This window comes from Lysinibacillus sp. COL-1 (assembly GCF_059814265.1).
In genome coordinates, this window is sequence record NZ_JCAWSJ010000004.1 from 3,129,696 (window position 1) to 3,149,439 (window position 19,744).

The 19,744-nt window shown below is 37.0% G+C and carries 19 protein-coding genes; 6 read left to right on the forward strand and 13 right to left on the reverse strand.

Annotation, left to right across the window (positions count from 1 at the left end; all coding sequences use genetic code 11):
• Window positions 1-3 precede the first annotated feature (3 nt).
• The 7 genes from AC6BKE_RS23710 to AC6BKE_RS23740 all read right to left on the reverse strand — a co-directional run bounded on the left by AC6BKE_RS23710 (window position 4) and on the right by AC6BKE_RS23740 (window position 6,421).
• A complete protein-coding gene (locus tag AC6BKE_RS23710) occupies window positions 4-423 on the reverse strand; it encodes a universal stress protein (protein ID WP_036123932.1) in 420 nt (139 codons plus the stop codon).
• A 51-nt stretch (window positions 424-474) separates the two neighbouring features.
• Window positions 475-1,554 carry a PQQ-dependent sugar dehydrogenase gene (locus AC6BKE_RS23715; RefSeq protein ID WP_330493103.1) on the reverse strand — a complete coding sequence of 360 codons (1,080 nt, stop codon included), beginning with the start codon at window positions 1,552-1,554 and terminating at the stop codon, window positions 475-477.
• 633 nt (window positions 1,555-2,187) lie between these two features.
• A complete protein-coding gene (locus tag AC6BKE_RS23720) occupies window positions 2,188-2,352 on the reverse strand; it encodes a hypothetical protein (RefSeq protein ID WP_186436205.1) in 165 nt (54 codons plus the stop codon).
• Window positions 2,353-2,504: 152 nt separating this feature from the next.
• Window positions 2,505-2,921 carry a YugN family protein gene (locus AC6BKE_RS23725; RefSeq protein WP_036128457.1) on the reverse strand — a complete coding sequence of 139 codons (417 nt, stop codon included), beginning with the start codon at window positions 2,919-2,921 and terminating at the stop codon, window positions 2,505-2,507.
• Between the two features lie 136 nt (window positions 2,922-3,057).
• Window positions 3,058-4,011 carry an alpha/beta hydrolase gene (locus AC6BKE_RS23730; RefSeq protein ID WP_058844355.1) on the reverse strand — a complete coding sequence of 318 codons (954 nt, stop codon included), beginning with the start codon at window positions 4,009-4,011 and terminating at the stop codon, window positions 3,058-3,060.
• A gap of 32 nt (window positions 4,012-4,043) precedes the next feature.
• The gene (locus AC6BKE_RS23735) at window positions 4,044-4,769 is read right to left on the reverse strand and encodes an SDR family NAD(P)-dependent oxidoreductase (RefSeq protein ID WP_196243750.1); all 726 of its coding nucleotides are present in this window, start codon (window positions 4,767-4,769) and stop codon (window positions 4,044-4,046) included.
• 26 nt (window positions 4,770-4,795) lie between these two features.
• Window positions 4,796-6,421: a flavin-containing monooxygenase gene (locus tag AC6BKE_RS23740; protein ID WP_499858163.1), complete on the reverse strand. Its 1,626-nt coding sequence runs from the start codon at window positions 6,419-6,421 to the stop codon at window positions 4,796-4,798.
• Between the two features lie 144 nt (window positions 6,422-6,565).
• Here AC6BKE_RS23740 and AC6BKE_RS23745 point away from each other — a divergent pair, with 144 nt between their 5' ends.
• Window positions 6,566-7,261: a response regulator transcription factor gene (locus tag AC6BKE_RS23745; protein ID WP_058844352.1), complete on the forward strand. Its 696-nt coding sequence runs from the start codon at window positions 6,566-6,568 to the stop codon at window positions 7,259-7,261.
• 112 nt (window positions 7,262-7,373) lie between these two features.
• Here the strand turns inward: AC6BKE_RS23745 and AC6BKE_RS23750 are convergent, their stop codons facing one another.
• The 4 genes from AC6BKE_RS23750 to AC6BKE_RS23765 form a co-directional block, all read right to left on the reverse strand.
• Window positions 7,374-7,835: an SAM-dependent methyltransferase gene (locus AC6BKE_RS23750; RefSeq protein ID WP_036124271.1), complete on the reverse strand. Its 462-nt coding sequence runs from the start codon at window positions 7,833-7,835 to the stop codon at window positions 7,374-7,376.
• Window positions 7,836-7,926: 91 nt separating this feature from the next.
• On the reverse strand, window positions 7,927-9,117 hold the full coding sequence (locus tag AC6BKE_RS23755) for a Ger(x)C family spore germination protein (RefSeq protein WP_036124261.1): 1,191 nt from the start codon (window positions 9,115-9,117) through the stop codon (window positions 7,927-7,929).
• The gene (locus tag AC6BKE_RS23760; RefSeq protein ID WP_036124259.1) at window positions 9,114-10,211 is read right to left on the reverse strand and encodes a spore germination protein; all 1,098 of its coding nucleotides are present in this window, start codon (window positions 10,209-10,211) and stop codon (window positions 9,114-9,116) included. Before AC6BKE_RS23760 ends, AC6BKE_RS23755 begins: the two co-directional genes overlap by 4 nt.
• Window positions 10,212-10,232: 21 nt before the next feature.
• The gene (locus AC6BKE_RS23765; protein ID WP_036124257.1) at window positions 10,233-11,900 is read right to left on the reverse strand and encodes a spore germination protein; all 1,668 of its coding nucleotides are present in this window, start codon (window positions 11,898-11,900) and stop codon (window positions 10,233-10,235) included.
• A gap of 405 nt (window positions 11,901-12,305) precedes the next feature.
• Here AC6BKE_RS23765 and AC6BKE_RS23770 point away from each other — a divergent pair, with 405 nt between their 5' ends.
• Window positions 12,306-13,310: a nucleoid-associated protein gene (locus tag AC6BKE_RS23770; protein WP_340811815.1), complete on the forward strand. Its 1,005-nt coding sequence runs from the start codon at window positions 12,306-12,308 to the stop codon at window positions 13,308-13,310.
• A gap of 144 nt (window positions 13,311-13,454) precedes the next feature.
• Here AC6BKE_RS23770 and AC6BKE_RS23775 read toward each other — a convergent pair whose 3' ends face one another.
• Both AC6BKE_RS23775 and AC6BKE_RS23780 read right to left on the reverse strand, forming a co-directional pair.
• Entirely contained in the window at window positions 13,455-14,309 is an 855-nt protein-coding gene (locus AC6BKE_RS23775) for an IS3 family transposase (RefSeq protein WP_499858336.1), read from the reverse strand.
• Complete coding sequence (locus AC6BKE_RS23780) at window positions 14,294-14,800, reverse strand: helix-turn-helix domain-containing protein (protein WP_180957783.1); 507 nt, start codon at window positions 14,798-14,800, stop codon at window positions 14,294-14,296. The genes AC6BKE_RS23775 and AC6BKE_RS23780 overlap by 16 nt, the downstream gene beginning before the upstream one ends.
• A gap of 580 nt (window positions 14,801-15,380) precedes the next feature.
• Between AC6BKE_RS23780 and AC6BKE_RS23785 the strand changes: the two genes are divergently transcribed.
• From AC6BKE_RS23785 to AC6BKE_RS23800, 4 genes are all read left to right on the forward strand, one after another.
• Entirely contained in the window at window positions 15,381-16,508 is a 1,128-nt protein-coding gene (locus tag AC6BKE_RS23785) for a hypothetical protein (protein ID WP_089934654.1), read from the forward strand.
• 174 nt (window positions 16,509-16,682) lie between these two features.
• Window positions 16,683-18,173: a serine hydrolase domain-containing protein gene (locus AC6BKE_RS23790; RefSeq protein ID WP_499858164.1), complete on the forward strand. Its 1,491-nt coding sequence runs from the start codon at window positions 16,683-16,685 to the stop codon at window positions 18,171-18,173.
• Between the two features lie 484 nt (window positions 18,174-18,657).
• A complete protein-coding gene (locus AC6BKE_RS23795) occupies window positions 18,658-18,849 on the forward strand; it encodes a YjcZ family sporulation protein (RefSeq protein ID WP_036124248.1) in 192 nt (63 codons plus the stop codon).
• 504 nt (window positions 18,850-19,353) lie between these two features.
• Window positions 19,354-19,740 (forward strand): hypothetical protein, encoded by a 387-nt coding sequence (locus AC6BKE_RS23800; protein WP_499858165.1) that lies wholly within the window; start codon window positions 19,354-19,356, stop codon window positions 19,738-19,740.
• Window positions 19,741-19,744 lie beyond the last annotated feature (4 nt).

The window sequence follows — 19,744 nt, forward strand, 5'->3', positions numbered from 1 at the left end:
AAATTAACGGACAATTAGCACATCACATAGAGCATAGCGCACTACTTTCTCTGCAACAGATCCTAACATCATTTTCTCCATACGATTTAACCCTGTTGCACCACAGACAATTAAGTCCACATTCGGTAATTGCGTTAAAATACCTTTTGGTGAGCCTGCTTCTACTACAGATTCCACGGTTTTGACTCCTGTCTGCAATGCCTCTTTTTCCAGCTGTTCCATTTTTACAACGTTTTCTTTCTTTAGTTCCTCCGCATATTTCAAATCATATGCAGATACCGCTCCAAATGATTTTGTATCAATGACGTTCACTAATTGCAAAATAGCATTGTGTTGCATGGCTAAGTGACTTGCTCGATCCAATGCTTTTAATGATTGTTCCGAGAAATCAATTGCCACTGCGATTTTAAGATAATTAGCCAATGTTAGTCCTCCCCATTCCTTATACCCTTCTATGTCTTCACAAATAGTATATCACAATGGTATCCGATATAGTTTATCGTCCTGTGACTGTGGGCTTCCTCGACCATCTGTATTATTGCTAATAAAATAAAGAAATGCGTCATCCACAAAGACATCACGAATTCTTCCAAATTCCGACAATAGTTCAATATATTTGTTTTCTTTCACAGCAAACGCTAACACTGCACTACCTCTTAAAGCTGCGACATATAATTGATCATCCATCATATCAATGCCAGATGGTGCCCACGTTTTAGAAGTACCTGATGTAAAGAGAGGTGTGATCATACCTTGCTGTTTTTTTGTTCCTTCAATATCGGGCCAGCCATAATTCTTCCCCTTCTCGATTATATTAATTTCATCGTTTGCGGCATTGCCATGCTCACTGGCATACATCGTACCATCTGTTGCCCAGGTCAAGCCCTGTGGATTTCGATGTCCATAGCTGTATACATAGGACTGTGGAAAAGGATTATCGTTCGGTATGGAGCCATCCAAATTGATGCGTAAAATTTTTCCCTCTAGAGCATCTAAATTTTGTGCTAAGGAAGGTTGCGTCGCATCACCTACTGTTGCATACAGTTTACCATCAGGCCCTATTTTTAAACGACCACCATGATGATATGTACCACTCTTTATTCGATCTATGATAAGATCCGTTTCTAACCACTTATTATCGTTCAAGGTTAATGTAACAATTCTATTAAACTGCTCGCTTCCTTCAACATACGTATAATAAGCAAAGGCAATCTGTTTGTCTGAAAAATTAGGTGCTAATACAAACCCCAATAAACCAGCTTCTGGCGCTGTTGAAAGCTCCTTATCGAGGATGACCTGTTGCCTGTCAACTGCTCCTCCTTCCTCAATTTTCACAATACTACCAGGCCTTTCTGCTACATAAAAAACAGTACCATTTTTTTGAATCGACCATGGTGTTTGCAATTGATTTGCTAGTATTTCTACTGTTGAATTTATTGAAGGAGCCATGCGCGTTTCCTCTTTTTCTAAACCTCCGTCACTCTTGTCCTTAGGTGGCACGCAAGCAACACATAAAACCATTACTAGCAGTAATAGTGGCATGATACATTTCATTGTTGTTCACCCTTTCATTTTTAATGCATTAAGAAAATAGAAAAAGACGCCCCTAGACGTCTCTTAGTGTTGAAAAACAAAACGATCTATAGAAATTTTGTGAAAGGTAAAAATAGATTTCCGTTGCAGGCTACTTGCTTTCCTGTGGGCGAGCGCCGAGCCGCTTCCTCAGCTACCGCTCCGTGCAGGGGCTCGCCTGTCTCGCTATCCCACGGGAGTCAAGTAGCCTTCCACTCCAATCCATAAAGATGTTTCTTTTTAACAAAGGTTTTCAAATAAAGCGAAGGTGTTCCCTACTCTTTATGAAGAGGTGTTGTCACGCATCACTTCTCCACATTGAAAATAAGGAGCTTTCCTTTCTCTCATCAGGCAAATAAGGAGCGATTTTGATCGTGACGGCTCGTATGAAAGAGAAAGAAAAGCCACTTTTGCCAAATGGTTGATTGAAGTGGAGCCAGCGTCACTCCTAGGGGATTTAGCGTCACAGCTGAGACCCTGGAGCGAACGGAAGTGAGTGAAGCGGCTCAGCGGACGCCCCCTGGAAAGGACGCTGGTGGAACGGAAATCAACCCCTCGCTAAAAGTTCTTTTTCTGCTATTGACATGATCTTATTTCAACAACATGAGACGTCCCCTAGACGTCTCTTTTATTACCTTTTATACCTTCAAAAGTGATTATTTCACCAAATGCTTTTGTTTTCGCTAACACATCAAGATACGCTTCTTTTCGATGGATGAGTCTTTCTTGTTGCAATTTCTGATGGGAATGTTGAAAATCATCTATAGCTATTTTGTCCATAAACTCACCTCTTCTAGTAGTGTACGTTAACACTATTATAATGTTGGAAAATTCTTACGACAATTCTATTTCTATTTTTGATTACAAGTTCCCAATAATAAAAAGGAAAAAAGGCATATAATTTTAGCCATTAGCTATTCAAATTTATCTAGCTAATGCATAAAAAAAGGTAGCACTTTTTCTTCAACAGCTTGTTCGCCTGCTTGAATCCATCTACTTTTATCGTGAATATACCCGTCTTTATCAAGCGGAGTTTGGAATTGACTAACACCAGTTGCATCAAGTAAAGACCCCTCATCATAATCTAGACCTATATTCTCAACATGCTTAATGACAAATGGTTTTTGAAAACGAATTTGGGCATCCTCATTATCAAGTTCCCCTGATGTTACGATAAAGGGAACACGCAAATAAATAGTTTCCCCTGCCTCTTTCCATAATATCGAATCGAAGCTTCCTTTATAATACTCCCAATTCCCACCAATCGTAAAACCTCGATTGGCAATTTTATCACGTAAATAGCCGAAACCAATCTCTTTTCCAACAATTTTTGAATCAAATTGTAGCAATTTGTATTCTCCTCCTTTCACTCGATAAAAGTCTAACCTAAAAGGTGGCATTACAAACTAGTTATGATGTAATTATGATTGCCAAAAAAGTCTCGAAACTTTTTTAAATCAAAGTTTCGAGACTTTTGTAAGTTATTTATAAAGGCACTGAAATCTTTCGATGCAAAACATATTTAGCAGCTTCTACATACTCTGTGGCAGCCCTTTGACTGACTGCGGCTGTTGGAGCAATACTTTCAAAGCCATGATAGCAACCTGGGTATAAGTGGAATTCGACATCTACTCCAGCCTGACATAGCTTTGTCACATATTGTAAAGTCTCGTCACGGAATGGATCTAATTGTCCAACACATGTATACGTAAACGGTAATCCTGATAAATCATCTGCTCTAGCTGCTGCGGCATATGGTGACACATTGTCGCTGCCGTTCTCTCCACTCAAATACATTTCCCAGCCTTTTTGATTGAGCGAGTGGTTCCAGATCATATGTCCCGTAATTTCCAATGAAGATGGTGTGTTATTCCGATCATCTATCATTGGATATAGAGGCATTTGGAAACTAAGCTTTGGATAATTACGATCTCGAGTAAGTAATGCGAGTGCAGCTGTGAGACCTCCTCCAGCACTTGCTCCAGCAATTCCTAAACGACTGGGATCAATCCCTAATTCGTCCGCATGATCTGCTACCCATTTTAACGCAGCATAACAATCTTCAAGTGGTGCTGGATAAGGATGTTCAGGAGCAAGTCGATAGTCTACAGATACAACCACACACTTCGCTTCATTAACAAAGCGCTGACAAAGCAAATCATCTCCTTCTGGAGCACCTAAGACATAGCCGCCGCCATGAATCCATAGTAGCCCTGGGGAAATTTCTTTCTGCTCTTTTGACTTATAAATACGAATGCGAAGAGAATCGTTGTCATCAGGCCCTTGAATCACTTTATTTTCAACTGTTATCTGTTCATCTATCGGAGCTGGCACAGCAACGGCTGCCATTCCTTCTCTTGTTGCCTGTACATTATCTAAATCTAATGGGGGGAAAATTGCTAACGTTTCTCTTAGTTCTGAATCAATACGATGTTCCATTAAAATTCTTCCTTTCTTATTTAAAATATTTTTTACGATGTTAAACCGCCATCAATTGGTACGACAGCGCCATTCACATAAGAGGCTTCCTCCGAAATTAAGAAAGCGATTACATTTGCGATTTCAGAAGCATCTGCTAATCTTCTTAGGGGGCCGTTTTCCTCTGGACTGGACGTTAAGCCCTTTGTCATATTAGTCATTACACCACCTGGACAAATAGCATTTACTCGTATACCGCTAGGACCATATTCAATGGCAGCAGTTCTAGTTAACCCAATAACACCGTGCTTACTAGCAGCATAGCCGCCTAAATAGGGTTGTCCTTGTATTCCTGCCGCTGAAGAAGTATTCACGATGACACCTGACTGTTGTTGCTCCATCTCTTTTAATACATATTTTAAGCCTAAAAAAGTTCCTTTTAGATTGACCGAAATGACGTTATCAAATGTCTCTTCCTCTAAATCTGCTAGTAAAGATGGCGGGCTTAACACACCTGCATTATTGATGAACGCATCAATTCTACCAAACGCTTCTTTTGCAGCCTCCACATATTTCTTCACGTCTTGGCTTTTCGAAACATCTGCGTGGACAAAGATAGCCTGTTGTTGATGTTCCTTCACAGCGTGTAGTGTGTCTTGACCACTTTTCTCATCAAAATCTACTAATACTAATGCCTTGTCCTGTGTGGCTAGTAATTTTGCTGTTTCTCTCCCTATACCATTTCCTGCACCTGTAATAATGACTACTTGTTGTCCCATATTGATATATGCTCCTCTCTTGCAAACTATGATATTGATTTTAATCTCATTAATTTAAAGCCTTCATAATTATTTTGAGCCACCTCATGACAATGCTTTGTATAATAATCAAATCCGCCCAGATAAATTAAAAAACTGCGGGGTTTACCTTCAATATTAGCTCCCGTATACCAGGAATCACCTTTGACGTAAAGTGTTGTGTTAGCAACCTCTCGACAATGCTTGCTCCAAGCTTCTTCGGCTTCTTTATGTGGTTCCACAAGGTCAATGTCATGCTCACGCAAGTAATCGATACATTGTGCAATCCATTCTACATGCTGCTCAATAGCGATTGGCATATTCACGAGGACAGATGGACTTTCTGGACCAGTAATCATAAATAAATTAGGAAAACCTGCTGTTGTTAGTCCGAGATATGTTTGAACAGAAGCACCATCCTCCCATTTTTCCTTTAATGTCTCACCGTTCCTTCCCCTTATATCAATTTTAAATAATGGTCCTGTCATGCCATCATAGCCTGTTGCAAAAATGATACGATCTAAATCGTAATGTTCATCCGTCGTTTGAATACCTGTTTCTGTTATTTTTTTGATAGGTGATTCTTTTACATTCACCAGTACAACATTCTCCCTGTTGTAGGCTTCAAAATAATCACTATCTAAAACCTGTCTTTTCGTGCCATACATATACTTCGGACATAATTTTTCTGCTACCACAGGGTCTTTCACAATTTGTCGTATTTTAGAGCGAATAAATTCCGCTGCTTTTTCATTGGATTGTTCATTTGTTAACAAATCATCATAAGTGGCTGCGAAGGCAAAACCACCTTGTGCCCAAGCTTCCTCAAAAACCGTCATCCTTTTATCATCACTATCCTCCATTGCAGATTGCTGATTTTGTGCAAAAGGTGTACCTGATATAGAATTTCTCATCGACTGCTTTAAAGCTTCGAAATTTTGCTTGGTTTCTTTGATAAAGTTCTCATCATATGGATGATTACGAGCTGGAATCGTATATTGTGGTGTCCGTTGAAATACAGTAAGCTGCTCTGCTTCTTTCGCAATTACAGGTATGGCTTGAATACCACTGGAGCCTGTCCCGATAATTCCTACTCGTTTCCCTGTAAAATCAACCTTTTCATGTGGCCAATGCCCCGTGTGATACCAATTTCCGCTAAACTGTTGCAGTCCTTGAATGTTAGGAACATTGGCAGCAGACAGACAGCCTATTCCTGTAATAAAATACTTTGCTAAGATGTGCTGTCCGTCGTTTAGATAAACAATCCATTTATGACGTTCCTCATCAAAATGTGCTGCAGTGACCCTTGTATTAAATTGGATATCCGTTCGCAATTGAAAGCGATCTGCCACGTAATTTAAATAACGTAATATTTCCGCTTGTTCTGGAAATCTAGATGTCCAAGTCCATTCTTCATACAACTCTTTTGAAAATGTATAGTTATAATAGATGCTTTCTATATCACATCTAGCGCCCGGATAACGATTCCAATACCAAACACCGCCTACACCATCTCCAGCCTCGCATACAATGGTAGAAAAACCTTTACTCCTCAGCTGATGTAACATATACAAGCCTGCAAAGCCAGCGCCTAAAACAACTGCATCCACCTCTTTAATTGTTTGGCTATTCACCCACTACACCCCTCACTCCAATAAATTATTAAATACAAATACAAGAAAATACTGGATTTCCTTAGCTTAAATACTACAACTTACAGAAAATATTGAAAATTCCTTATTTTAAGCGTAGTATATACTTAAAAAAGGGGATAGGTCATGTCCAATCTTTATACCATTCAAAAACGTTTCGACACGGTACAAAGTTATGCCAATCATGAAGAGCTGTTGATACATATTTTGCAGGTATATTTAGATTCTTTTCCTATCAAAGATGCCTACTTATTAAGGTATTCTCCAATAGGCTTTGTAGCTGAAGGAATCATTTTTTTGAATGAATCTGGAGGTAGTCATATCGGTGAAATTCGAGAGGAGATTCGTAGCTTCCCTATTATTTATGCTGCTATTGAGGACAAGAAGGCTAAATTTTGTACAGGAATGGATTATTTAAAAAATATAAGTATTAAATATTCTATTCCCTCACAAAATAATTCATTTTTAATCATTCCCATCTTCATTGGCCAATATGTTTTCGGCTATATTTGTAGTACACAATTGGAAGAGGAAATCGCTATAAATGAAAAGCTATTGGATGACATGACAGCTTTTGGAAATGTTATTGGTCAGCTTATCATGCAAGCTAGAAATAGCAAAAAGGAAGGCCTTCTTAGCAAACGTGAGCTGGAGGTGATGAGACAGGTAGCACAAGGGGGAAGTACGAAGGAAATTGCAGATTTTATGGATTTAAGTGAATTAACTATTACCCAATATGTCAAATCTGCTATCAAAAAATTACATGCCAGAAATCGTTCTCATGCCATTAGCATTCTTTATCAAGAGGGAATTATTCTATAAAAATTCAGGGGGAGCATGCAACTCCCCTCGATTACTACACAAGTATGCTCTGCATCCATTGCATAATGCAACAATTTTCTTAGACTCAAATGTCTTCGCTTTAACAACTTTATTACCCCCAGTAGGCCCTCATTAAATCTATTGACCATGCTGGCTGTTGAACATCCTTTTTAGGTAAAAACTCTTTCATCACAGGCTTTATATCTAGTATAGGTGTGCCATCAATGGCATCTAGCCCTTGGACGATTAATGCTCTTGGTTTGACCTCTAATAACTCAACGATTGTACTTCCTAATTTATTGGGTCTATTCTTACCCCTTTGCGCGAAAATGCCGACCTCGGGATAATTTTGATAATTTCTAGGATGTCTCGCCTCATATTGGATATGGTCGTCTGTAACTTTATCAAAATAAAAAATAATTTCTAGATGAGAAAAATCTCCTATTCCTTTTAAGGATGCCTCCTGGATATGATCAGCAAGTTCAATAGTTGAAATAATCTCTCCCCAATAATCATCTTTGATCATTTGCCGATTGTTATAAACTGTAGCGATTGATTGAACGATATATTGCATGTCTTTTATCTCCCATCTTTTCGAATGTTTAATAATACGGACTTTAATTCCAGTATATACAAAATAGACAAAAAAAAGATGATTAACCTCGTTAATCACCTGACGTCCCATAATCTTTAATGGTTACATTCACTTCACATGTGATTGGAACCTCACTAAATGTTTGATCCCAATCTTTTTTTATTTTTTGCCATACCTTTGGATAATCTATTCTTATTTTATTGCCAAATCCAGCAACATCCGTTTGAAATTCATGTTGCGTTTTTTCCAAAACCTTCTTCACTAATCGTTCAATCTCTTTTTCAAATACTTTCTCCGCTTTTTTCAAAAATCGATTGTCAAATGCCTTATCTGATAGGACCCAATGTTCAGAGATTCTACCCTCTGTTTGAATTTTTATGGTAAAAGAGATTTGATCGTCCTTTATGAGAGGAATAATTTTACTTTTAGCTGAAATAATTTCATAGATAATGGGTGCCCCTGACTCCTCATCAAAGCCTTTGACTAAACCACCTTTCCCTTCGCCTGTTATCCATGCAATTCCTTCCAAGTCACTTTCATTTAAAAAGCCACGCAACTTTTTCGTTTTGCCTTCAATGACAGCAGCTCCTGCAAACCTTACTTCCCCATCTTCCGCTAACACATTTTGCAATAAAAAGCTTGAGTCTGAATAGAGCTTTCCTTCTAACTTGGCAACGGTCATCGGTGGTAAAATCTTAGTCGTCCTTTCATGCCCCTCCATCATTTCCACTAATTGAAAAGCTGGAATTTTCGTTGGTTCATTCGTTTCAAGTGCCTGACTTGCACGATTTTGAGCAATAAGGAGCAGGCCACTCGGTCGTATTTCTAATTCTCTTAGAAAAAAATCTAGTGTTTGTTGAAGATTGACGGTACTGGCTAAATCTTCCCCAATAATAATCACTTTGGAATGTTCAGCAAAGGAGCGTTTATCAACTTTTAGAAGCATATTTCGTAATGTTGGCAACACCGCATCGCCCGTTTCAGTGACATTTTTATATGCTTTTTCAGGTAAGGTACCCTCTTTCGTTCCAGAAACTGTTGTCTCTGATGTAATGAATTGATTGGTAATTGTTAGCAGATCCCTATTTGCATATCTAGCATCTTGTTGCTCCTCAGAAGATACATCACCTGTTTCTAAATCCAATGATGTGCCTACAATAATACCTAAATCCTCAATCTCTTTACTACTCCAGCAACCAGTAAGAAGAAAGGATACAGTCATTAATAGAAGGTATCGGATATATTGATGTTTTCGCTTCATGCTTTATTTCCTCTCCATTTCGATATAAGGAGTAAAATTATAGGTACGGCACCAAATAAAATTAGTGCAGCATGGCCAATCTTATCGCCAAATGTAAAAAGATCATTAATATTTTTTGGCGTCATCGCAATGATATAAATAATCGGTAATAATCCGTATAAGAAAGGATTCATACTTTTCTTAAAAAGTTGAGCTAATCCTAAAGCAGCTGCATAATAGGTAATCGAGAAGGTAGCAAATATTTGCATAATCCAGATGACCAGTAAAAACGACTCAAAGCGTTCAAAAATTAATCCAGGAATTTCAAAACTTCGCATCAATTCAATCGTGGGCCATGTCCTTGTCATAACCCCTTCAATGGATAAAGCTCCAATAACCATAACAACTGTAATAACATAAAAAAGTAAAGGAATCGTTATGCCCACTAGTACAACCTTTACAGCTTTTGATTTATCTGATGGATACATAAATGCTACTATAAGCAGCATAATTTCAGGACCTAAAAATGCCAGTGTCGCTGTTTTGATCCCCTTTAACATGGGTACAACACCCAAACCTAATACTGGTCTAAGATTATCGATTTCAAAGATTCCTAAGCTTAAAAAGGCCACGAGCAAAAAAATCACAAAGGTTATAGGGAAAATGATTTCAAACAAACGAGCAATTGTATTGATGCCACCACTAATCAAATAAATCCCTACCCACAAAAAGGGCAAAATGATAGCCCATGTAGGTGTTCCTTCTAATAAGAAGAGAGAGGTTACTTCAGCCATTATGCGAACCTCAAAAGCAGAAATGGTAAAAAAGTAGACAATTACACATATACTTATGAATGAGCCCAACCATTTCCCTATAATATCTTGATTGTATTGATAAAATGTTTTGTCAGGATATTGTTGGCTTAGCTTGACAATAATTACGCCCGCAATCATGGCAACAACCCCACCTAAAAAAACACTAATCCATACATCCGGCGTTTTTACTTTTTCTACAGATGCACGAGGTAAGGTAAGAATTCCAGTGGCAAGAATATAGTTAATAATAATAACAACTGCTTGTGATGTCGTTATTTTATCTTTTAAAGTGCTGTTCATGGCTGTTTTTCTCCTTTCCTCTTATTTCCCTTTGCGGATAGAATCTTTTGGCTTTAATAATCTCGGACGATGTTTCATCACCCTGAACGGCATACGAACCATAAAGTCTTTCCAGTCACCTGCTCTATACGGAACAGTAGGACTAAGATATGGTACGCCGAAGCTCTTTAGTTTCACTAAATGACTGCAAAGGAATAAGAAAAATAGGATGATGCCATATAGTCCAAATAAAGCAGCAGAAAACATTGAGACAAATCGCAGCATTCGTAGCGTGATGCCAGCATTATATTGAGGAATAGCAAAGGAAGAAATCGCCGTTAGTGCAACAACAATAACCATAATTGGACTAACAATTCCTGCCTGTACTGCTGCTTCTCCAATGACAAGCCCCCCAACAATTCCCATTGTCGGACCAATCGGCTTAGGCAAGCGAAGGCCCGCTTCTCGTAGTATTTCAATGGCAACCTCCATAATGAGAGCTTCGATTAATGCTGGGAAGGGTACCCCTTGCCTTGTCCCCATCATGGACAACGCTAGTTTAGTGGGAATTAACCCCTGATGAAACGACACAAAAGCAATATACAAGGATGGTCCAAATAAAGTGATACCTGCAGCAAAATAACGAAGCAAACGGATAAGAGAGCTAGGCAACCAACGTTCATAATAATCTTCTGGTGATTGCAATAACATATTAAATGTGACAGGTACAATTAAAGCAAAGGGAGTGCCGTCTAATAGAATTGCAACTCGTCCTTCCAGTAAAGCTGCAACAACACGATCAGGACGCTCGGTACTCTGTACTTGCGTAAACGGACTAAGATAATTGTCCTCAATCAATTGCTCAATATAACCTGATTCAGCTACATCATCCAAATTGATTGTTTCAATCCGTTTCCTCACCTCTTTGACGAGATCAGGTTCCACAATTTCATCTATATAGGCTAAGACTAACTGTTTTTTTATTCGCTCCCCCACTTCCATTTCAATAATAGATAAATGTTGGTTTTCACCATGTTGCCTCAATAAAGAAGTATTGACACTTAATTTTTCCGTGAAGCCCACCCTTGGTCCACGTACCAATGCTTCAGAAACAGGCTCCTCAAGATTTCGAGTCTTTCCATGTGCGGTACCAATGATAAATACACTCGGTATACCGTCAACAATTAATACAGTAGAGCCAGTTAATACTTTTCCCACGGAATTCATGACATTCGATTCATCTATAAGATCACTCACTGGTAGGATTTCATTTGCAATCAATTGTTGTAATTCATAACCTCTTATCAACGTGGAACTTTCTGAAAGTCCATTCATTAATGATTTTAAAATATGCTTGTCAATCAGCTCTTTATCGCATAACCCTTTAAGAAAAACGATGGCTGCACGATTACCAGTATTTCCAATATGAAATTCTCTGAAATGGATATCCCAATTATGACCAAGTTCTTTCCTCATTAGTAAGAGATCTTCACTGTAATTACCTGTAAATTGCTCTAACGTTTTTTGAATAGGTTTATGCACCGTCTCACTTTGATCACTATATTCTTTTATATCAATCTTGCCGTTGCCCTTTTTGACAATAAAAAAACCATTAAACAATTTGAAAATCAAATATGGAATGAAAAATGCTAAAAAGCCCTGAAAAAAAACTTGCCAATGCGGCACATAGGAAATCACCTTTTCCCACATATTGATCACCCTCTTTAGTACAATCGTACAGAGTATCCCTACATGTTTTTAGCATTATCTAAGCAACGGCATTTTAAACTTCTAATCCCCAACATTCTTCACAAAACAAGACATCTGATCTTTGACAGCCATAAAAAAACCAGCCTCAAATAATTTGAGAACTGGTATTAATAAATTGTTATAGTATTGGATAAGCTGACTTGTCTTTCCTAAGTATTCTTCAATATCGATTCTACTTACTTTCTAAATCCAATTTTCTTTAACGACATTGATTTCATGCGTTATGAGCAGGACTCCCCATTCCCCTCTCATGCCTTATTTCCACCTCTAATGTTTAGGATAAATGAAATCTATTAAATAGGATATGGTATACTAGCTACTATGAAAAATTAGAAGGTGAAATTTATGCTAGAAGTCAGTGAAAGTAAATTAGCACAATATAGTCTACATTTTGTGAGCGAAACACTTATTTTAGGAGAAGAAGCCTTGTCTCAACCCGAAGTCATGCTAGAAGCAGCCTTTACACAGCTTGCATTTAGTAAAATAGATATGGAGCAGCAATACGAATTTTTCCATGAAACCAATATTGAGCTTAATGAAGTTTTTACGTATTCTAAGACTATTTTTGAACAGAACAGTAACTTTCTAGAACAGTCACAAAATATGGCTAGGCACTTACATAGTGTCTCACAACATCCAAACATCAAAAGCGGTGAACTGTTTATTGGTTTGTTCGAAAATTGTTTACTATTGAATGAGGCTAAAAAAGTTATTGCCATTGTCAAAATTGATGAAAAAGAAATATTTTTAGATGTAAAAAATGACCACAATCAAATGATTATCAACGGCGTTGATGGTATTAACGTCAAGAAAATAAATAATATGGCTATCATTGTTGATATGGGACCAGATCAAGCACCTGCTGTGTTTATGAAAACGAAACGTAAAGAAGATATTGTTTATTGGCAAGAACGATTTTTAAAAATTAAAGCAGCAGATGAACATTATCATAAAACGGATTTAGCATTAGCTGAATGTAAAAAATACATCTTAAAGGAAGAAAATTATACAAACACGGAGAAGCTGGGACTTCTGAATAAAACACTAGATTATTTTAGAAATGAAGAGGAGTTTCAAGTAAACCATTATATCGACACCGTATTTGAGCAAGCAGATGCTAGCCAAAAAGATATCATCATCAACTCAGTCAAACCCTATGAAACAGTCATTTCGGACAGTGCTTTAGAAAAGGCTGAGAAGAAGTATAAACGTAAAATCAAACTGGATGCCAACATTGAAATACAAGTAAATATTCAACATATCGATCAAATAGATGAGCTGATTGAAGTTGGCTATGATGAGGCAACGAATCGTAAATTCTATAAAATCTATTTCCAGGATGAACAGTAGAAAGGGCATTCACTTTTTATGAAAGCTGATTTAACATAAACAAATAAAAAATAATGATTCCCATTTCAGACTACCCGCTGTCCTGTGGATTGGCGTTAAGCTACTTCCTTCGCTATCTTGAACTGACCCCAAAAATTTGAACTTTTAAGAAACTCTTCGAAACTCAACTGGACTTTTTCCGTTGAGTTTTATTTTTATCCGCTCATGATTGTAGTAGTGGATAAAGTCTACTAACGCTTTTTTGAATGCTTCGTAGTTCTTAAACGTTGTTGCGTATAGAAATTCTGATTTCATAATGCCAAAAAAGCTTTCTATCACGGCATTATCTAAACAATTTCCTTTCCGTGACATACTTTGCTTGATTTCATGTGTTGCCAATAACGCTTTAAAACGTGGTATTTGATATAACCATCCTTGATCAGAATGGACGATTAAGCCACTCTTTTTCGATAACTTTGTATACGTAAATGCCTTCTTAAAAGACTGTTGAACTAACTCAAAATTAGGTGATTTTGATACCTCATACCCAACGATTTCTCGATTGAATAAATCTAATACAGCGGATATATAGATTTTTTGACCGTTTATTTTAAACTCCGTTACATCGGTTACCCATTTCTGATTGGGTGCAGTGGCTTCAAAATCACGTTGGATGACATTCTCTGCGACATAGCCGACTGTCCCTTTATACGAACGGTATTTTTTAGGGCGTACCGTCCCTTTTAAGCCCAATTCTTGCATCAATCGTTGGACCGTTTTATGGTTGATGAAAAACCCTTCATTTCGGAGGGCTAAACAAATACGACGATAGCCATAACGCCCCTTATGGTAATGAAAAAGCGTCTGAATTCGTTCTTTGATCGCCTGATATTTATCTGGTTTTACCCATTTTTGGAGATGATAATAATACGTACTTTTCTTAAGTTTCGCGACTTTTAATAGAGCTTGAAGAGGAAAATCCAACCTTAGCTCATCAACAGCTCTTACTTTTTCTTGGATTTGAAGGCATCCTTTTCTTGAACTAAGGCTTTCAACTTTTTTAAATAGGCATTTTCCATCCGTAAATACTCAATTTCGGCTTTTAACTCATCCGTTGTTTTTCCATTTAAATCGGACGAAGGTGGTTGTTTTTTTGGCATTGATTGGCGCTCCTTTTCTACTTGATAGAGCACCTCACCAGCCGTTGACATCCATTGTTTTTTCCATCTCCGAACGGTTTCACGGGAAGGAATATTAAACTTCGCAGCAGTCTGAAGGAGCGAATCGCCCGTCTCTATCAGGTGTTGAATTACTTTTATTTTAAAAGAATCTTCGTAATTCGTGAACCCTTGAGGACGAATAATTCCTTCGATGCCATGATAGCGATATAATTCAATCCATAATCGAATGTACTGTCGATCCCTCTGTAATCGATTGGCAATCTGATACGTACTTTCTTTTTCTTCAAAGTAAGCTAGAACTGCGGCTAATTTTTGTTCATCAGAAATCACTACCTGCACCCCCTATAGTAGATTTTTAAGTCCAATATTTTGGGTGCAGCTCATCTCTACGTGCAGGGTCTCAAAAAGGCTCGCTTACCCACTGAAATCGGTAGAATTTCACTATAGTCAGTAGTAGTGGAACATTTTAAACATTAGAATTCAATTGATGTTCATCAGAAAGTGCTCCTAAAGCTAACAATTAGGAGCACAAAGCTAAAACCATCATACTCTGCACTAATGCCTTCGTTACTCGTGCAATTCCAAGGACGTACTAGGTCGTAACGGAAAACGCTCCTCTCCTTGCAGAATAGTAACGTTCAGTTCTCTTTCTCCCTATAGAAAACACTTTCGTCATGTCCTTGTACATATACTCCTTCCTTCAATCTAAATAAGACCCAATCTTTTGTGTAAGTTGTACTGTAAATAATGGCTATTTTTCAAAGCAATCGGGTACTAAAAAAGAGAGGGCATGTCTTGAACTCCGCTCTTTTGATTTCTTTAAAAATTTTTAAAAAAGATAAAACCTTTTCAATTGGTAAAACGTCTAATTATTGGTAACACAAGTTAACCTAAAGGAGAATTGATAAACATGAAAAAACCTGTTAAAAAAACATGGCTATTGGCTTCAGCACTAACACTAGGAATGGCTGTATTAACACCGCTGCAAGCTGGTGCAACATCTGTGGAAACAACAAATAATGTCATAATGCAAATAGAACAAAAAATACAAGGTACCGTTAAATATTTTGGTGGTGATGGCCTTACTATCAAAGGTACAGATGGCAAAAATTATTATATTGGGTTACACAAATTCTCTGATCAGCAAATCGAGCAATTGAAGCTAGTGGAAGGACAGGAAATTTCAGTTGAAGGTAGCATTATAGAGGATTACTCGGACTTCTATACCTTTGATGTGTACAAAAAATCACTACCTAAGGGCGTAACGAAAGAAGAGTTAATCCAATTAGAAAAACTCTTTCATGACATGAAAAAAGCAGGAAAAGAAGAGAATTATGAGGAAATGGAACGTCTCTATCAAGCGATGGATAACATCACAAGACCCTATGAATTAGCAAACTGGCAACCTGAGCCGTTTGAAGAATTTATCAATGAAGCAGCATTTACTGAAAAGAACATTGTTATTAAAGCTCAAGATAAAGAGCAGTTGAAAACTCTTTATACAGAATGGATAAAATTCACAAAAGAAGATAAAACGGAAATGGCACAAGAAAAAATAGATAAAATTTACACGATCCTTGAGCCGTATCACCAAGAGCTGTATCCGCCACTAACGTTTGAGCAATACATGGCGGACATGGAAGTAGATTTGACAAAAGAGGAACTCGCAGAGTTAAAATCTATCTATGATGAAGCTCAAAAAGCAGATAAAGATAAAAACGAAGAGTTATCAATGAAGCTTTGGGATCAATTCTACGAAAAGTTGAACTCACATTTTAAATATGAACAAATTTCCTTTGAAGAATATATGGCTGATATTGAATTCGAAATTAGTCAATCGGATTACACAAAATTAAAACAACACTATGAAAAAGCTGTTACCCTTGAGAAAGATGGGGAAGAAGAAAAAGCTGGTGAGCAATGGGAAGCCTTCTATAAAATTTTAGATCCTTATTATGAGGCCAATAAAGATATTCTCATCTCTGCATCTAAACTCATAATTAATGGGCAAGATTTACTTCCAGAGCAAACTAAATAAATTTTATTGGGGCTCTCCTATTGATATAGGAGTAGCCCTTTTTGAGTTTTCTGATGTGACAAAATTGTCATGTTATCCCTCGAATAGTCATGCTAATCGATGGTTTGACCATATTTTGGTTGTTATAGTAATCCATGTTGTAACAAATATATTTCATTCTAAGGAGAAAACAACATGACACGATTAATGAAAAAATCGATGATGATTGCTGTAATATTGATCTTTTATATTTTGATACCCAAATTAGTACAGGCTGCATCAAATGATACAATTAGGAAAATTGATCAATTTATTGAGGAACAGCAAACCATTAGCGAAATCCCAGGCCTTTCGGTAATCATTGTTGATAAAGGGAAAACGGTATATCAAAAGGGCTTTGGTTTTGCAGATATGAAAACAAAAACGCCTGTCACTTCTCATACCCTTTTTGAGCTAGGCTCCACCTCTAAAGCATTTACGGCGCTTGCTATTCTGCAATTAGAAAATCAAGGTTTGTTAAAACGCTCTGATAATGTTCAAAAATATATCCCTTGGTTATCATTAGCCTATAAAGGGGAGGAACAGGTCATGACAATTCAGCAGTTATTGTCACATACAAGCGGAATTCCCTCTAATTCAATTACTCGTATTCCAGAAAGCACGGCTGATAACGCCCTTGAGCTAACGGTCAAAACATTACTGGATCATCCATTAAATCGCAAACCAGGTAGCTCCTTTGAATATGCAACGATTAATTATGATGTCTTAGGACTAATTATTGAGCATGTTTCGAAACAGCCATTTGATCAATATATCCAGCAAAATATTTTACAACCTATTAACATGGATCAATCTTTTGTAGGGGTTCATCAAGTACAATCTAGTAATATGGCTTCTGGTTATAAAATTGGCCTTATGAGAGAGCAGGCATATATACCACCTGTCTACAGTGGGAATATCCCTGCTGGCTATATCATCAGTAACGCCAATGATATAGCGAGATGGTTGAAATTACAGTTAGGAAACAGCGAAATCTATTCACTCAGTAACAATCTCATTCAAGAATCCCATATTCCCGATCAAACAGTGGAGCCTTTTGATACGAATACTTTTTATGCAAACGGTTGGGCAGTTGTTGAAAAGGACAATAAACCATATATTTACCATGCTGGTGAAAATCCAACCTTTACTTCATATTTCATCATGCAACCAGATGAACAAATAGGCGTAGCTATTTTAGTCAATATGAATACAAGTTTTACAACAGCGATTGGACAAGGGGTCATGGATTTATGGGAAGGCAAAACGATTCAAAATCAACATGTTAGTAGCTATCAAAAGCTAGATAAAATTGTAACAATTATAAGTGCTATCGTCATCGCAATTAGTATTTTCTTCTGTTACCTATTATTTAAAAATATTCAAAGCCTCTATAACAAGCAACGTGGTTTGGCAAAATTAAATTACAAAAGAATATTCCTTTTATCTGTACATATTGTACTCGCTACTACACTACTGGCCGCGATATTTTTTACGCCCACTATTTTACTCGGTGGCCTAAATTGGACATTTATCAAAGTTTGGGCTCCCACTTCTATTACGATATTGTTGTATAGCACCATTGTGGCAAGTTTCCTCTATTTTTCACTAGGGTTTACACTCATTGCTACAAAAAAGAAAATCTAGATAACGCCTACATTTTCGATGAAGAAAAGAAGGATAGTTCGTCACAATCAATGGATATATTTCACACATTTAAATGATAGATAAGAATTTTATCCATCTATTTTCATTGTAGGTTGAAAATTAAATGGTAGGTCCAAACAGGAAAGGTCACCTCTATACTTTTTAAGATTCTATTCGTAATGCTGAGGAGATGACAGAAGACTTTCACCTGCGCAAATTAAAAAGGCAAAAAGAATGGGTAGTCTTATGAATTGAACGATGAATGGTAAGTTGGTTCGCCCATATTGCACTAACACTAAATAATAATAAAAGCGGCGTTTTTGAAACTTGACATTTATTTTTTTATAAAAGCATCACCGCTTCATTTAAGCTAAAACACTAGCTACAATTCTGGATTGGGTCATTATAGAATAATCAATTAGACGAATACCCCTCTCCTTTCAATATCCCCACATACAATAAATTGAAGAAAGGAGAGGTCACAATGGGATACTTTGGAAACACAGGCGGTTTTAATTGTTGTTACGGAGGCTATAGTCAAGGCTTTGGTCAAGACTATGGCGGAGGTTATTGCATGGACTACGGTAAAAATAATAGTTCCACATTCGTTTTAATTGTTGTTCTATTTATTCTTTTAATTATTGTAGGCGCAACTTTCGTGCAAAAAGAATATTAATATGAATCATCTTTCACTGTAAGAAAACGAATATAAGCTAGTGCCTTCATTATTGGCAACTATCGATCATGTCGTTACTCAGCACCATAAGAAAAGGGTCACCTCCAGCTGGTGACCCTTTTCTTATGGTGAGAACATCTTGTTGATGTCATTATAAAACTTGCCTCGTAAAATTTTGTTAGTCCACAATTAGGGAAAAAGCCAGTTCTTTTCCCAGCTTTTCATCGGACTAGGCGTCTTTTTTAAGGAAATGCTATTGTTCTCACTTCAATTTTCGTTAGTTCAATATAACCAATAAGCTAGACATAATTGAATAAAATGCTAGAAATTCCAGATGAACAATTCGAGGAAAGTTTTATATTGAAAGATGGCAGAGAAAAATAGAACAGATGGCAAATAAAGTCGCCTGTTTTCATTTCTTGCTTTTCATCATAAATAAATCTTGCTATCATTTCTTTATTTCCAGCAGGTAAAGTCGTAAAATCGGGGAAAATCTATAGTTTATTGAAGAAATCCGGTAAAAAGGATGAGGTAAATGCATTAGCAGGATTAGGGAAAGTTCAAAAGTTTAATAGCAGAGGAATCTTAATGGATGGAAATTCTAAGACTGGATGGCAACATATTGATAAAAGACATGTGTCAGGAACTGCTGCTACAAAAGGGACAACACTTTTTCCAAAACACCTTGGTGAGGCGAAAATTAAAAATTTAATTATGGAGTCTCTAGAAAAAGGACAATTAGCAAGTGTTAATCCAAAAGATGATACTATGGTATATAAATATAAACCTAATAAATATGGTATTGATGAAATGACAACAGTTGTGACAGATAATTATGTTATAAAAACTTCTTACCCAACCAGTGGGAAATCAGTCATCACTAAAAAATAATTAA